Source organism: Vibrio nitrifigilis (assembly GCF_015686695.1).
Taxonomy (GTDB): Bacteria; Pseudomonadota; Gammaproteobacteria; order Enterobacterales; family Vibrionaceae; genus Vibrio; species Vibrio nitrifigilis.
The window spans coordinates 2,156,668-2,172,863 of sequence record NZ_JADPMR010000001.1; the positions used below are offsets into that span (position 1 = coordinate 2,156,668).

The following is a 16,196-nucleotide window of genomic DNA, read 5'->3' on the forward strand; positions in this document are numbered from 1 at the left end:
AAGGTTTTACACTAATTTATTCTTAGATATACCAGAATCGCAGCCATTTTTATGGCAATAAAAAGGCGCAGCTTCAAAATGAATTCTGCGCCTTTGACAACAAGTTATCTTTAATCAAAGTAAGTAATGCACAACGCGTACCAACATCTACGTACGGAAATACAAGCCTTATTGACAATACTCTATCCCAATCACCCCAATTTGGTGCAATCAAGCGCCAAAAAGTTACTGAGATTTACTTTGGTTAATATCTTCATCAGAAGATTCGCGACCGATCGTCACAAATTCTTCAATTAAATCATCATCGCTATCACCGCGCAATATCTCTTCTTCGACTCTCTCAGCTTCTTGTTGAGCCAGTAACTCATCTTCAATGGGCTGAATTAAGGACTTCAATTCAACTAAGCAAGACCCACAGTTGGTCCCACACTTAAGATTTTGCTGAAGATCATTTAACGAAACTTGATTACTTTCTTCTATTGCTCCCAAAATATGATGATCTGTCACTCGATAACAAGCACAGATCAGGCGGCGGCGTACTTTTGAACTGGAAAAGGCCATTAACGGATCAAGGGCTAATGGTTGTCCAATTAGCGCGACACCTTGTAGATAATCCATTTCAATTGGCGCATCCGACACGGCGAGCAAGCCAGTAATTCTCATAAGACCAAGTGGTTCATCTCGTTTTACCGTGATCATCATCCAGCACTCGTCCAGTTCCCAGCGTAAAATCTTCTCACCACGAATCAAACGAAAGTCATCTTGAGTCAGCTGTTTTATGTTGGCAAAACGCCAAATGCCACAATGATGTTCCTGCTGAAAACAGCGATAATCGCTACTTGGCAAAGGGCGTTCATGACCGATATACAATCCATATGAGCCCATCTCTACCGCTTCAATTTCTACTGGCCAAGATTTGAAGGCGGGTTGTCCAGACAGATCATCAACCTCACATCCAATCGCACGATTCACGTTCGATTTTCCACCATAACGATTTGCCCAGTGGATGGACATGAACAATTGCTGACCGCGTAAACCATCATCTACGGCGACACGTGCGTATACAGGGGCAGAATATTTATCACGCCGAATTTGAGCAATATATCCAGGCGTTAAATAGAGCCGCTTTAAGCTAGCTGAATTTAGATAGACAGTGGGTTCGACCTCATTAGAAGCTAAGCGAGGGATAGAGCCAGTTCGGGTCATGGTATGCCATTGGTCGCGATGTCGCCCTGAATTCATCCACCACTGATCATTATTCACCTCTGGCGGAGAAACCCAGACAAAACGGGCGCGTCCATCTGGTGTAGAGAAAACACCGTCAGCAAAGGGACGTTTACTCTCAAAAGGCCACGCTCGAGGCTGCCAAGTAGAATATTGCTGATCAGTAATACCAGCCAAGCGCGATAAGTGAAACTGATACGGACTGGTTTCATTAATTGCGGTGAGTCCGGCATATTCGCGGAAAATAGCCGCTTCGTTAGGAAACTCAAATCCATTATGCGTCGCGAGTAACTCACACAGTTTTCCACCAACTTGGCAAATAGACCACCAATCCGGTTTGGCCATGCCAGGTGCTGAGGTAAAAGCACGCTGCCGGCTTAATATTCGGCCAGCATTCGTCACCATTCCGCGCTTTTCTCCCCATCCTGAAGCTGGCAAGACAACATCAGCGTACTCGAGCGTGTCACTATCAGCGCTAATATCGGACACAATGACGCAAGAGCAGCGCCTTAATATTTGTCTGACCTTGTCGCTATCTGGCATTGATATGGCTGGATTAGTACCAATAATCCACAGTACTTTGATCTGTCCAGCTTCGATAGCATCGAACATATCAATCGTTTTCAAACCTGGTTTATTGGCAATAACAGGCGATTGCCAATAATCTTGGACAGCTCGGGTAGATTGCGGATCGAACCCGCGATGCACCGCAAGTTGAGTCGATAGCACGCCAACCTCTCTCCCCCCCATCGCATTGGGTTGCCCAGTTAATGAGAAAGGTCCACATCCTGGTTTTCCAATTTTTCCAGAGGCCAGATGGCAGTTAATGATTGCGTTAGCTTTATCTACCCCAGTTTGAGATTGATTCACCCCTTGGCCAAACATCGTAATAGCGGTCAGACTGGTCATAAACCAATCATAAAACTTACGTAAATCATCCCATTCGACATTGAGATTGGCACCAATCGCATGCAGTTGATATTTCACTTCTTGTAAATGGCGCCATACATCGCCAAAGCCATCAGTACTTTGCTTGATGTACTTCGAATCAACCGCCCGATTGTCGATCATGTAACGTAGCAGGCCATTAAATAGCAACACGTCGCCTTCACTTTCAATGCATAAATGCAGATCAGCTTGACGAGATGTCACCGTTTCACGTGGGTCAATCACCACCAGCTTGAAATTGGGGTTGTTGGCGCGCGCCGCTTCAATACGACGATACAATACCGGGTGCGTCCAAACAGAGTTAGCCCCGACTAAAATGAGCATTTCAGTCTGTTCTATATCATCGTAATTAACCGGAACCACATCCTCGCCAAAAGCACGAATGTGGGCCGATACAGCCGACATCATACAAAGGCGAGTATTCGTTTCGATATTGGAAGAGCCAACAAACCCTTTCATCAGCTTGTTCGCAACATAGTAATCTTCGGTCAATAATTGTCCCGATAGATACATAGCAACCGATTCAGGACCATATTGGGCAATCGCGGAGAACATCCGCTCCGCTATCTCATCGGTGGCCTGTTCCCACGATACTTCTGTACCTTGAATTGTCGGCACAAGAAGGCGCCGAGGTGATTTGACACACTCCGACAACGCGGCTCCTTTTGTACAAAGTAGCCCTGCATTGGCCGGATGTGATTCATCCCCAACGATATCTGTTCGTTTGATTTCGATTCCGCATCCAACCCCACAATAAGGACACGTGGTTTTCATTGAATCTTTGGACATAAAGAGGCCGCTGAATCTCCTGAGCGAAAAAAGACTACTATTTTTATGGGAACGAATATTGGTACTAATGAAATGTCACATTCGCCCATTTTTATTGTAGACGTCGTTCGACGACTTAGGGTATTGCGGGGAATGTTTTAATGTACGGGGTAACTATATCGTTGGGTTATAGGAGTAAAATACCTCTATGGAGGTAAAAATAAAAAAAGCCAACGCTAGGCGCTGGCTTTAAACAAAGTCAATATCACTTAAGGGCGATTCATATTACCCAAATGTGTGATTAACCAATGTGAGTTTGACCATTCATGTACTTCTGTAGAACTTGTGGAATCTCTACACGGCCATCTGCTTGTTGGTAGTTTTCCAACACAGCAACCATAGTACGACCTACAGCCAAACCAGAACCGTTTAGGGTGTGTAGCAGCTCAGGTTTTTTCTCGCTTTTACGACGGAAACGAGCTTGCATACGACGCGCTTGGAAATCCCACATATTTGAACATGAAGAAATCTCACGGAATGTATTTTGCGCAGGAACCCAAACTTCCAAATCGTAAGTTTTACGAGCACCAAAACCCATATCACCCGTACATAGAACGACTTTACGGTAAGGAAGCTCAAGAAGTTGCAGCACTTTCTCAGCGTGACCAGTGAGTTCTTCAAGTGCGTTCATTGAATCTTCTGGTTTCACAATTTGAACTAATTCGACTTTATCGAATTGGTGCATACGAATCAAACCACGTGTATCACGACCGTAAGATCCTGCTTCAGAACGGAAACATGGTGTGTGAGCGGTCATCTTAAGAGGCAGTTGATCTTCCTCTAGAATTTCGTCACGAACCAAGTTAGTCACTGGCACTTCTGCAGTTGGGATCAAAGAAAGACGGCGTAGCTCTTCATCATCAACTTTTTCTGTTAGTGGTTCTGTGTGGTAAAGATCAGCGCCAAATTTTGGTAGCTGACCAGTGCCGTACAAGCTGTCTGCGTTCACTAGGTAAGGAACGTATAGTTCTGTGTAACCGTGTTGCTCTGTGTGCAGGTCCAACATGAATTGTGCGATTGCGCGATGCAAACGAGCAAATTGACCTTTCATTACTACAAAACGTGCACCGGTCAATTTGGTTGCGCTAGCGAAATCTAGCCCATCACCCATTTCACCGAGATCAACATGATCTTTCACTTCAAAATCGAAAGTTTTTGGTGTACCCCAACGTGAAACTTCTACGTTGTCGTTTTCGTCTTTACCATCCGGTACTTCATCCGCAGGGATATTAGGGATGCCAAGAGCAATTGAATCGAGTTCAGTTTGAACAGCGGCCAATTCCACTTTTTTTGCATCCAAATCGTCACCTAAAGTGCCGATCTGTTTTTTGATCTCTTCAGCGCCATCTTTATCGCCGGCAGACATCAATTGACCAATTTGTTTGGAGATGGAGTTACGCGTGGATTGTAAATTTTCAACTTCGACTTGAATGGATTTGCGTTTCTCTTCAAGTGTACGAATAGTGTCTACGTCGAGCTTATAGCCACGACGCGCGAGTTTTGCTGCTGTTTCATCCAGCTCAGCACGAAGTAATTTAGAATCCAGCATTGCTAATCCTATGCTTTATTTGATTAACGAAAAGATACACTTGCGCATTTTTTGACCACGTAAATGTATATTGAAATTTACCTTGTCAAAGATAACGAAAAGCCACTATTTTTCATAGCGCTTTTGTTGGCTTTTTGCGTCTAAATCGGCCAAATACTCTAACTTTTGTCCAATTTTAGTTTCCAACCCTCGATTTGTTGGTTGGTAGTAGCAAGTTCCGGTCATTTCTGGGGGTAAATAACGCTCACCCGCAGCGTATGCACCCGGTTCATCATGGGCGTATCGATATTCAGCGCCGTAGCCCATATCTTGCATCAAAGAAGTGGGGGCATTTCGCAAATGCAACGGAACGTCATATTCAGGCCCGTTTTGAGCATCAGCAAGTGCTTGTTTCCAAGCGCTATAAACCGCATTACTCTTCGGTGCGCAAGCTAAATACACAATGGCTTGAGCAATGGCACGCTCCCCTTCAGCGGGTCCAACACGAGTAAAACAGTCCCAAGCAGACAGCGCCACTTGCATCGCACGCGGATCGGCATTACCAATGTCTTCTGATGCAATAGCCAGTAAACGACGGGCGATATAAAGAGGATCGCATCCAGCTGTCATCATCCGAGCTGCCCAGTAAAGAGCGCCATCTGGGTTAGAACCACGAATTGATTTATGCACAGCAGAAATAAGGTCATACCACATATCACCTTTATTATCGAAGCGGGATACTTTTTCTCCAGCGACTTCGGCTAATAACGCGAGTGTAATCTGCTTTGTACCTAATGCATCCTCTTGCGCCATATCATAAAGCAACTCTAGATAATTGAGCGACATACGGGCATCACCATTAACTAGCTCAGCCAAACGCTCTAGGGCATTGTCATGGAATTGGGCTGATATGTTACCTAAACCCCGCTCTTTATCGGTAATGGCTTGATTTAGTGCCTCGAGAATTTCTTCTTTATTGAGTGATGTCAGCTTGTAGACACGAGCGCGTGAAAGCAATGCATTATTGAGCTCAAATGAGGGATTTTCTGTCGTCGCCCCAATAAAAGTGACCGTGCCATCTTCAATGTGTGGCAAAAAAGCGTCTTGTTGCGATTTATTGAAACGATGCACTTCATCGACAAACAGAATCGTCCGTCGCCCCGTCATCTTGTTTTCGCGCGCCTTCTCAATCGCAGCGCGAATGTCCTTCACCCCTGAAGTTACAGCAGAAACACGCTCGACTTCAGCATTGGCATAGTGAGCTGCCACTTCAGCCAAAGTGGTTTTCCCCGTGCCTGGTGGTCCCCACAAAATCATAGAGTGAATATGACCAGATTCTAAAGCTCGACGCAGTGGTTTACCCACGCCTAAAATATGTTGCTGACCAATATATTGCTCCACCGTTTGTGGACGCATACGTGCAGCAAGGGGACGAAAATCTTCGTCCCCTGAAAAATCTAAACTGTAGTTATTGTTCACCGTCACGACTCCCCTATTTCAGCTCACTGAGAGCGTCATACTGAGTGGGTGTTGAATAGGTGGGATTATTTACGTTGGTCGTCAACTTCTACGCCTTCAGGCAGTTGGAATATAAATAAACCGGCCTCTGGTTTTCCTACCTTAACATCACTAAAAGTAAACAAGCTTTTTTGCCCATCCTGCTCAATCACATTAAAGCCTTTAACGATACCTTTGGCAGTAATGTCGATTTGAAACTGGCCTTGGTTAGTATCCGCATCGGTAGGAATAAGCGTAAAGACATCGCCTTTTTCTTGGACTCGGTAAGCATCCCAGTCACTCTTACGATTACGGGTTAATAACACAAATGGTGTCTGTTCAGTCGCTTGATCAGGATTATAAATAGTGACTTGTTCAATAAATGGATTGTAATACCATAACGTTTTACCATCAGAAACTAGCAGGTTTTCATCCGGAGTCTTAGTTTCCCAACGAAAAAGATTCGGACGAGAGATGTTCACATAGCCATTGCCATCTACGACGACTTCTCCATCTGGGCTGATGACTTTTTGTTGAAACTTAGCACTGAACCCATCGGTCAACGCCAAACGATCACTTAATACATCTTTTGGTGCAGCCAAAACAGAAAAACTACAAAACGCCAATGCGGCAACCCATTTTTTCATTATTTAATCTCTCCAAGATTTTTAAGCCAACTGATATTTTATGACTAACGATGACTCGTGCATTACGGGGCGAGACCCTCATATATAATAATTATTGCCAACGTTAGTGTCAGTGTCGTGTTTGAATTTTTGTTTTAACGTCCACAACACTGTTTGAATTTTTTCCCGCTACCGCAAGGGCAACTGTCGTTACGCCCCACCGTTTTATACGGATTAATTTTCTGCGCCTGAGCCCCTAATAAACATTCATCGGCTGCCATAGCGACTTCCTGTACCATCACATCAAGCTGCGGTAGCAAATCACTTAATTGCGGTGGATGTTCAATCCCTGCAGCGCGCATTTGTGCTTGGGTTTGCTCTTCATCAAGCGCCAACATAAATGTGGTTAATAACGCTTGCAACATGCGCAAGGCACCATCACTGACGACAGCCTGCTGCCACTTGTCTTCAATCAGCGGCCATAAAGCCATAAAACCCGAGGCAAGTTCACTGAGGACATCAGAATCACTTTGAATAAGCTCAAGCAACGGATATTGATTCGCTTTAATGACTTGATATTGAGTTTGCAGATGATCATGAACTTGTTTAACAAACACCGAGTCTGCATCAGGAAACAGCTCTGATAACCAACGATTTGGATCTAAAGGTTCAGTGGTAAAGTTAGCCGCTAAGACTACCCCTTCAATAAACGGCGCCGACACATCATATTCAGCCACATTCAGTTCAATAAATTGGTAACTCATACCGCTCTCTTATCAATAGTTAAGTCGAGCATTATACCCAAGTGTTTGCCAGATGCACGCATCGCCCGTGGTTGCCTATGCTTTAACCAAACTGAAATCAACATCGACCAAGTCGTGACATTTGTATCACTCCACACTACAATCTCGCGTCCCAAATACCAAGATAGACGATTATGCGTGTAATTTTAGGCCCGATGGAGGGCGTGTTAGATCATTTGATGCGAGAAATGCTGACAGAAATCAACGATTATGATTTCTGCGTAACAGAGTTCGTGCGGGTCGTTCACCAACCACTCCCCGACCATGTGTTCTATCGCCTCTGCCCAGAGTTAAAGAACGGTTCACGTACGCAAGCTGGTGTGCCCGTTAAAGTTCAACTCCTTGGCCAAGAGCCTAAATGGATGGCAGAAAATGCCGTTCGCGCCGCAGAATTGGGGGCCTATGGTATTGACCTCAATTTCGGTTGCCCAGCTAAAACCGTCAATAAAAGCCGCGGTGGCGCAGCACTCCTGCAAGAGCCTGAGTTAATTTATCAAGTGGTTAAAGCTTGCCGTGATGCGGTAGACAGCCGTATCCCAGTTTCGGCAAAAATTCGTTTGGGTTGGGAAGATCCTAACGACTGCTTTGAAATCGTTGATGCAATCGATCAAGCTGGATCAGATGAGCTAACGATACATGCCCGCACCAAAGTTGGCGGTTATAAAGCGCATGAAATTAAGTGGGAATACATCGACGACATCCGCAAAAAAACCGCGATGCCGATTATAGCGAATGGAGAAATTTGGTCTTATCAAGATGGCCAAGATTGTATCGCAGCCACTGGGGTGCAAGATGTCATGGTATGTCGAGGGGCATTTAATATTCCTAACCTTGGTAATATGGTGAAACGTAACGAAGCTCAAATGCCTTGGGTAGACGTGGTTGATTTGTTATTGCGCTATTCCCAATATGAAGTTCGCGGCGACAAGCACAAATACTATCCAAACCGAGTTAAACAGTGGTTCACCTATTTACGCAAAGCGTATCCGGAAGCAAAAGAGCTGTTTCACGATATTCGTACGTATATGGAAGTAGAACCGATTGTGGAACATATCGAGCGTTATCGCGACAGTTTAGACAAATAGCAGAGATATAAAAAGAGAGCGCAACCGCGCTCTCTCATCATTGGAGGCAATAGAAAGGTACTAAGACAGTAGCAGAGCATCGTCAGTCAGCTCTTCTCCACGTACTTTAGTAAACATCTCTAACAGATCTGGGACATCCATATTAGCGCGTTGCTCTCCTGCGACATCAAGCACAATATTCCCCTGATGAAGCATCACTGTACGATCACCACACGCTAACGCATCTTTCATCGAGTGTGTCACCATCATGACCGTCAACTTAAATTCTTCAACGATGCGTTTCGTCAAGTCGATGATAAACGCGGCCATTCTTGGGTCCAACGCTGCGGTATGTTCATCAAGTAACAGCAATTGACTATCGGCCAGTGTTGCCATCACCAAACTGACCGCCTGCCTCTGACCACCAGACAGTAAGCCAATACTGTCACTCAAACGATCTTCCAGCCCTAATCCTAATATACTGATGCGCTCTTGAAAGAGCTTACGGCGATTCCCTGATAGAGAAAGGCTCCAGCCACGACGTTTACCACGCATGTAGGCTAGCGCCATATTCTCTTCAATGGTTAACGATCCGCAGGTACCGGCAAGTGGATCTTGGAAGACTCGCGCACAGAGGCTAGCACGTTGATCAACAGTAAGACGAGTCACGTCTTTTTCACCAATCAACACTTTGCCCCCCACCATAGGGGTTTCACCGGTGACGGCCCCTAACAAGGTCGATTTACCCGCCCCGTTTGAACCAATAACCGTCAAAAACTCACCTTTTGGCACTTCTAAATTCACGCCACGTAAGGCCCTATTTTCCAAGACAGTACCCGGGTTAAAGGTGACTTGAATATCTTCTAAACGAATCATGCCGCACCTCCAGATACTTTTCTCGCTTGTAATTTTCCTTTCATTTTTGGCATAACGAGCGCAAGTGCAACCAATATGGCCGTTACTAAGTTAAGGTCCGATGCTTGTAAACCGAACATGCCAGAACTTAGCGCAAATGCTACAGCTAACCGATACAACACCGAACCGACAATCACCGCTAAGATAGCTACCCAGATTTTCTTGCCGGGAATCAAAGTTTGCCCCAAGATGACGGCAGCCAATCCCACTACAATCGTACCGACACCTGAAGTCACATCAGCAAAGCTATTGGTTTGGGCAAATAGTGCCCCAGCAAAACCAACAAAACCGTTTGATAACGCTAAACAAAAGTAGGTGTAGAAACCCACACTGGCCCCTTGAGCCGCTACCATACGTGTATTTACGCCAGTCGCACGCATCCCAAGGCCAAAATCACTGTTTAATAAACGCACGATAAACCATGCTGAGAACAGTACTAATACCCCCACCACAATTGGCCGGACATACATAGGATCACCCCACGCTTCAAATGGCGTGAGTATGGTATCTTGTCCTAACAGTGCAATATTAGGGCGTCCCATAATACGAATATTGATTGAGAAGGCAGCAATACTTGTCAAAATAGATGCCAATAAATTTAGAATGCCACAACGAACCGTTAAAAACGCCGTCACCCATCCTAGTGCTGCACTGACAATGATCGCCATGATAGTGGCAACCCATGGATTAATGCCCGCGACAATGGCTGTTGCAGCAACAGCGGCACCCATAGGAAAGGTACCATCGACGCTTAGGTCGGGAAAATCCAACACACGGAACGTAAGGTAAACGCCAAGAGCAACCAATCCGTAAATTAATCCGAGCTCTAATGCACCAAAAAACGCAAAAGCAGACATACTTACTCCCTTTTCTGCTTAATAAAATAACGAGGCTTGGGTCTTGTCATCACTAATGATGAGAGACAATGAGCACTCCTTAGCTCATTAATATTCAATCACCAAAGCGAAGGCGACCCGCCTTCGCTTTGGTGTATATCACTATTTAACGATGAATTGTTCTTATAATGTCTTAGTCGCGCGATCTAATACCGATTGTGGAATTTTAAAGCCGAGTTTGTCTGCAGCGGTTTTGTTAATCACTAAGTCAGACCCCGTTGCAACTTTCACATCAATATCACCGGGCTTCTTACCATTTAAGATATCAACGACATAATCCGCAGTTTGCAAACCGATTTGGTAATAATCAAAACCAAGGCTAGCAATCGCACCACGTTTCACGTAGGAAGTTGCCGCACCAAACACAGGGGTTTTAGCCTGATTGGCAGCCACAACCATGCCCTCAAATGCACTGGCAACGGTGTTATCAATCAAAGCATAAATAATGTCGGATTGGCCAGCAATTGCCTGAGTCGCAGATTGAACGTCAGCACTTTTCAACGCAGTGGCTTTCACAATTTTAATGTTGTTTTTTGCTGCTGCGACTTCCAAAAGTTCCATCAGACTGACTGCATTAGCTTCACCCGGATTGTATACCACTCCCACTTTTTTCACGTTTGGCATTAACTCTTTAATTAACGCGATATGCTGTGCGACTGGTGAAAGATCGGAAAGTCCGGTTACATTTTTTCCAGGGTGTTTCAGCGTTTTCACCAGCTTAGCACCAACAGGGTCGGTCACAGCGGTGAATACGACGGGAATTGTCCGTGTCATCGCAACTAGCGCTTGAGCGGTTGGCGTGGCAATACCCACTAACACATCTGGCTTTTCACCCACAAACTCGCGGGCAATTTGCACGGCTATCGCAGGATTCCCTTGTGCAGTTTTATAATCGAATTTGAGGTTTTTACCTTCGATATAACCTTTTTCTTTTAAACCATCGAGTAGCCCTTGGCGAGTTGCGTCTAAAGCGGGGTGTTCAACAATTTGAGAGACGGCAACCGATACTGTTTTGGCAAGAATGGTTGGGGAAGAGAGTAATGTCGCCCCTGCAAGAACTGCGGTAGCGAATAGTTGGCCTGCTTTCATCTTAACTCCTTGATTACATACCTAAACGTACACGTCAATCACATCAACAACCTTGTCAGTGATTCACAACGAGTGTTCATGCCTTGTACGGCACATTAGGTAATAAAGCACACATATTCTTCTGAACAATTTGGCTTTAATAACGCGTATCATCGACATTACAGTAGATAGACGCGGTTACCTCAGCCATCGTGATTAATAATAATTTTTCATACAAAAACTGCATTCACTGCAGTTATGCCATTATTACCAGCATCAATAGACAAAAGGAAGCATCAAAGTATCAATATGAAAGAAAAACAGTAAGGAAAAAGATAAACGAGGGAAAAACAATTAGGCACTTGAATAATAAGCAGTCTAGCTACCACTCAGATCACAAGCACCCGAATTTAAATTTGTGTGCGAAAACAGACTATCACGCCTCCCCTGCACACAGGTTATCCAATCTCTTCAATTCAAAACCAACGTTCTAAAGAAGATTCATCTAGATGGCGAAAAGCACGGTTTAATACGGTTGCTAACTCTTTATAGCGCGGCCGTGATTTTGCAGGTTCTAAAGCAAACCCAGATTCAGTGATTTTCTGATGAATTTCACGATACCAAGACGCTAAACTCGGTGGTAAGTGAGTGTTTGCTCGCTGTCCTAACCACCACATCCCTTGCAAAGGCATACTGAGCGCGAACAGAGCGATGATAATCGATTGAGGCATTGCTCCCGCATTGTGGAATACCATTTGCGTTAACACACTAATCGCAGCAACAGCAGGCATGACTTTGATACCGAACTTGGTCGCTTTAATAATGCGCTGTTCCGGAAAAATGAGGTTGAGCTCCTTGCGTACAGGCCAGATATCCATGTATTTCTGACCATCTTTTAAACAGTAGATGATGCCGACTCTGTTACTCATAAGCAGTTTCTCACTCTCTAATGCGGCCATTTCTTAAAAAATAGTTGAATGATTCAACAAATGACGCAAAAATTTGACTAAAGCTAATATTGATTCAAATTTTTTTTGTTATATTAGCCCATTGTCGCTATCCTTTGCGGACTTTTTTCGCTTCATTGTTGCTCGATATACTAAGTATGGCAACTAAGAAGCAAATTAGCACGGAATGCTAAGACGATTTTTTGACTTTATCACGTCTTTTACAGATGGATTTTATTTTTTTATTGACCAAGATTAGTACGTATCCCCAAGGATTGCACTACTCTTGGGAAAATTTTTACCCTTACGAATAAACAGGTAGTTACTCATGTCTAAGCTAGTTTTAGTTTTAAACTGCGGTAGTTCTTCGCTTAAGTTCGCAGTCGTGGACGCTGATAACGGCAACGAGCACCTTTCAGGTTTGGCAGAATGCCTTCTGCTTCCAGAAGCTCGCATCAAGTGGAAACTTGATGGTAAACACGAAGCGCAACTTGGCAACGGAGCCGCTCACGATGAAGCACTTGCTTTCATCGTCGAAACTATTCTTGCTTCTAAGCCAGAATTGGCAGAGCAGCTAAAAGCAATTGGTCACCGTGTTGTACACGGCGGCGAAAAATTCACTCAATCTGCATTGATTGATAACGACGTACTACAAGGTATTGAAGATTGTGCAGCACTTGCACCACTTCATAACCCAGCACACATTGTTGGTATCAAAGCAGCACAAAAAGCATTCCCAGCACTGAAAAACGTTGCTGTGTTTGACACTGCTTTCCACCAAACGATGCCTGAAGAGGCTTACCTATACGCTCTACCATACAGCTTGTATAAAGAGCACGCTATCCGTCGTTACGGTATGCACGGTACTTCTCACCTATTCATCGCTCGTGAAGCGGCTGAACGTCTAGGCAAACCAGCTAATGAACTTAACATCATTAACTGTCACCTAGGTAACGGTGCATCTGTGTGTGCAATCAAAAACGGCCAATCTGTTGACACTTCAATGGGTCTAACTCCTCTTGAAGGCCTAGTCATGGGTACTCGTTGTGGTGACATCGATCCTGCGATCATTTTCCACCTACACGACACACTTGGTTACTCTGTAGCAGACATCAACAAAATGTTGACTAAAGAATCTGGCCTACAAGGTCTAACTGAAGTGACTTCTGATTGCCGTTTCGTTGAAGAAAACTACGGTCAAAAAGAAGAAGCGACTCGCGCAATGGACGTATTCTGCCACCGTTTGGCGAAATACGTTGCAGGCTACACTGCAAGCCTTGACGGTCGTCTAGACGCTATTGTCTTCACTGGTGGTATCGGTGAAAACTCTGCACCTATCCGTGAAATGGTTCTTAACCGTCTTGCAATCCTAGGTGTGGAAATTGATGGTGAAGCAAACCTTAAAGCACGCTTCGGCGGCGAAGGTGTGATCACTTCTGACGCAAGCCGCGTTCCAGCAATCGTTATTTCAACTAACGAAGAATTAGTTATTGCTGAAGATACTGCTCGACTAGCAGGTATCTAATTTCTACTCTACTGGCTAACGAAATTCGTTAGCCAGTGTTTCATTGGGGCTTAACTCCTATTCCACCAATTAATTAGGAATAAGTAGTTAGGCTTTGTGTCCTCTCAATCTAAGTGATTAGATTGCAATCAATTGTTAGAGGTATTGAACGAATGTCCCGTACTATTATGCTTATCCCTATCAGCTCAGGTGTTGGTTTAACCAGCGTGAGCATGGGTACCCTACGCGCAGCTGAGCGCAAAGGTGTAAGCGTTTCTTTCTACAAACCAATTGCCCAACCTCGTCAAGGTGGCGATCAACCAGACCTGACTTCTACTATTGTCGGTAAAGACATTAAAATCGCGGAACCAATCGCGATGTCAGTGGCTGAAAATTGGCTTGGTACTGAACAAACTGACGTTCTTTTAGAAACTATTGTTGAACGTTACAACCAAATCAATGACGCTGATGTTACTCTTATCGAAGGTCTAGTACCGACTCGTAAACACCCATTTGCTAACCAAGTGAACGCGGATATCGCGGCAACTCTTGGCGCAGAAATCGTGTTTGTTGCTAGCCCTGGCTTAGATAACCCAACTCAGCTTAAAGAGCGTATCGAAGTAGCATGTTCTAACTTCGGCGGCACTAAAAACAAAAACATCAAAGGCGTTATCATTAACAAACTTAACGCTCCTGTTGATGAAGCTGGCCGCACTCGCCCAGACCTATCAGAAATCTTTGATGGTTCTGACGCAGCACAGCAAGCTAACGTTGCTGTAATGGAAATTTTCAACTCTAGCCCTATTCGCGTGCTAGGTTGTGTGCCTTGGAATATCGATCTAATCGCAACTCGTGCTATCGATATGGCTAAGCACCTAAATGCTGACATCATTAACGAAGGTGAAATCAATACTCGCCGCGTTAAAAGTATCACTTTCTGTGCTCGTTCAATCCCTAACATGATTGAACACTTTAAACCAGGTTCACTGCTTGTTACTTCAGCTGACCGTCCAGACGTTATCGTTGCTGCTTCTCTTGCTGCAATGAACGGCGTTGAAATCGGTGCGCTATTACTAACTGGCGGTTACGACATCCCTGCAGAGATCGTTGACCTATGTAAACCTGCGTTTGAATCTGGTCTTCCAGTAATCAAAGCGCAAGGTAACACTTGGCAAACATCGCTAAACCTTCAAAGCTTCAGCCTAGAAGTTCCTGCAGACGATAAAGAACGTATCGAGCTTGTAAGCGATCACGTTGCTGGTCACATTGATGGCCCTTGGATCGATTCTCTAGCAGAAGGCACTCAAGGTATTCGTCGTCTAAGCCCACCAGCATTCCGTTACCAATTAACTGAGTTTGCACGTAAAGCAGCGAAACGCATCATCCTTCCTGAAGGTGATGAACCTCGTACTGTTAAAGCAGCGGCACTATGCGCTGAACGTGGTATTGCAACTTGTGTACTTCTAGGTAACCCAGAAGAAATCAAACGCGTTGCAGCTCAACAAGGTGTTGAACTAGGCGCTGGAGTTGAAATCATCGATTCTGATGCAGTACGTGAAAACTACGTTGCTCGTCTCGTTGAGCTTCGCGCTAAGAAAGGCATGACTGAAGTTGTTGCTCGTGAAAAACTAGAAGATTCAGTTTTCCTAGGCACAATGATGTTAGAAGCTGGCGAAGTTGATGGTCTAGTTTCTGGTGCGGTTCACACGACTGCGAACACTATCGTACCTCCATTCCAAATCATCAAAACAGCACCTAACGCGTCTATCGTGTCTTCTGTGTTCTTCATGTTACTCCCTGACCAAGTATTGGTTTACGGTGACTGTGCAATCAACCCAGATCCGACGGCTGAGCAACTAGCTGAAATCGCAATCCAATCTGCAGATTCTGCTAAAGCATTCGGTATTGACCCACGTGTTGCAATGATCTCTTACTCTACTGGTACTTCTGGTAAAGGCGCAGACGTTGATAAAGTACGTGAAGCAACCAAACTGGCTCAAGAGAAACGTCCTGATCTTGTTATCGACGGTCCTCTACAGTACGACGCTGCAATCATGGAAAACGTAGCTGCTTCTAAAGCACCTAACTCTCCAGTAGCAGGTAAAGCAACTGTATTTGTATTCCCAGACCTAAACACTGGTAACACAACTTACAAAGCGGTACAACGTTCTGCGGACCTAGTCTCTATCGGTCCAATGCTTCAAGGTATGCGTAAACCAGTTAACGACCTGTCTCGCGGCGCGTTGGTTGACGATATCGTTTACACTATCGCTCTTACTGCAATCCAAGCAGATCAAGCTGAAAACGCTTAATCTCTTCTTATTAAGTAAGACTGAATAGACAAAGCC

General features: G+C 44.7%; 12 protein-coding genes. 3 read left to right on the forward strand and 9 right to left on the reverse strand.

What is annotated here, in order from left to right:
- Positions 1–225: 225 nt before the first annotated feature.
- The 5 genes from I1A42_RS09600 to I1A42_RS09620 all read right to left on the reverse strand — a co-directional run bounded on the left by I1A42_RS09600 (position 226) and on the right by I1A42_RS09620 (position 7,415).
- A complete protein-coding gene (locus I1A42_RS09600) occupies positions 226–2,961 on the reverse strand; it encodes a nitrate reductase (RefSeq protein ID WP_196123332.1) in 2,736 nt (911 codons plus the stop codon).
- 280 nt (positions 2,962–3,241) lie between these two features.
- Positions 3,242–4,549 (reverse strand): serine--tRNA ligase, encoded by a 1,308-nt coding sequence (serS, locus tag I1A42_RS09605; RefSeq protein ID WP_196123333.1) that lies wholly within the window; start codon positions 4,547–4,549, stop codon positions 3,242–3,244.
- A gap of 105 nt (positions 4,550–4,654) precedes the next feature.
- Complete coding sequence (locus I1A42_RS09610) at positions 4,655–5,944, reverse strand: replication-associated recombination protein A (protein WP_196123817.1); 1,290 nt, start codon at positions 5,942–5,944, stop codon at positions 4,655–4,657.
- 128 nt (positions 5,945–6,072) lie between these two features.
- On the reverse strand, positions 6,073–6,672 hold the full coding sequence (gene lolA, locus I1A42_RS09615) for an outer membrane lipoprotein chaperone LolA (protein WP_196123334.1): 600 nt from the start codon (positions 6,670–6,672) through the stop codon (positions 6,073–6,075).
- Between the two features lie 134 nt (positions 6,673–6,806).
- A complete protein-coding gene (locus I1A42_RS09620; RefSeq protein ID WP_196123335.1) occupies positions 6,807–7,415 on the reverse strand; it encodes an SEC-C metal-binding domain-containing protein in 609 nt (202 codons plus the stop codon).
- 173 nt (positions 7,416–7,588) lie between these two features.
- Between I1A42_RS09620 and dusC the strand changes: the two genes are divergently transcribed.
- Complete coding sequence (dusC, locus tag I1A42_RS09625) at positions 7,589–8,539, forward strand: tRNA dihydrouridine(16) synthase DusC (RefSeq protein WP_161157595.1); 951 nt, start codon at positions 7,589–7,591, stop codon at positions 8,537–8,539.
- A 60-nt stretch (positions 8,540–8,599) separates the two neighbouring features.
- On the opposite strand, the gene I1A42_RS09630 is transcribed toward dusC, so the two are convergent.
- From I1A42_RS09630 to yfbV, 4 genes are all read right to left on the reverse strand, one after another.
- A complete protein-coding gene (locus I1A42_RS09630) occupies positions 8,600–9,394 on the reverse strand; it encodes an ABC transporter ATP-binding protein (RefSeq protein ID WP_196123336.1) in 795 nt (264 codons plus the stop codon).
- Positions 9,391–10,290 (reverse strand): ABC transporter permease, encoded by a 900-nt coding sequence (locus I1A42_RS09635; RefSeq protein WP_196123337.1) that lies wholly within the window; start codon positions 10,288–10,290, stop codon positions 9,391–9,393. Before I1A42_RS09635 ends, I1A42_RS09630 begins: the two co-directional genes overlap by 4 nt.
- Before the next feature lie 162 nt (positions 10,291–10,452).
- Positions 10,453–11,418, reverse strand: coding sequence for an ABC transporter substrate-binding protein (locus I1A42_RS09640; RefSeq protein WP_196123338.1), 966 nt, complete (start codon positions 11,416–11,418; stop codon positions 10,453–10,455).
- Positions 11,419–11,873: 455 nt separating this feature from the next.
- The gene (gene yfbV / locus I1A42_RS09645) at positions 11,874–12,326 is read right to left on the reverse strand and encodes a terminus macrodomain insulation protein YfbV (RefSeq protein ID WP_196123339.1); all 453 of its coding nucleotides are present in this window, start codon (positions 12,324–12,326) and stop codon (positions 11,874–11,876) included.
- Between the two features lie 346 nt (positions 12,327–12,672).
- On the opposite strand from yfbV, the gene I1A42_RS09650 reads away from it, so the two are divergent.
- Positions 12,673–13,869, forward strand: coding sequence for an acetate kinase (locus I1A42_RS09650; RefSeq protein ID WP_196123340.1), 1,197 nt, complete (start codon positions 12,673–12,675; stop codon positions 13,867–13,869).
- A 152-nt stretch (positions 13,870–14,021) separates the two neighbouring features.
- Positions 14,022–16,160: a phosphate acetyltransferase gene (pta, locus tag I1A42_RS09655; RefSeq protein WP_196123341.1), complete on the forward strand. Its 2,139-nt coding sequence runs from the start codon at positions 14,022–14,024 to the stop codon at positions 16,158–16,160.
- The last annotated feature ends 36 nt before the right edge of the window (positions 16,161–16,196 follow it).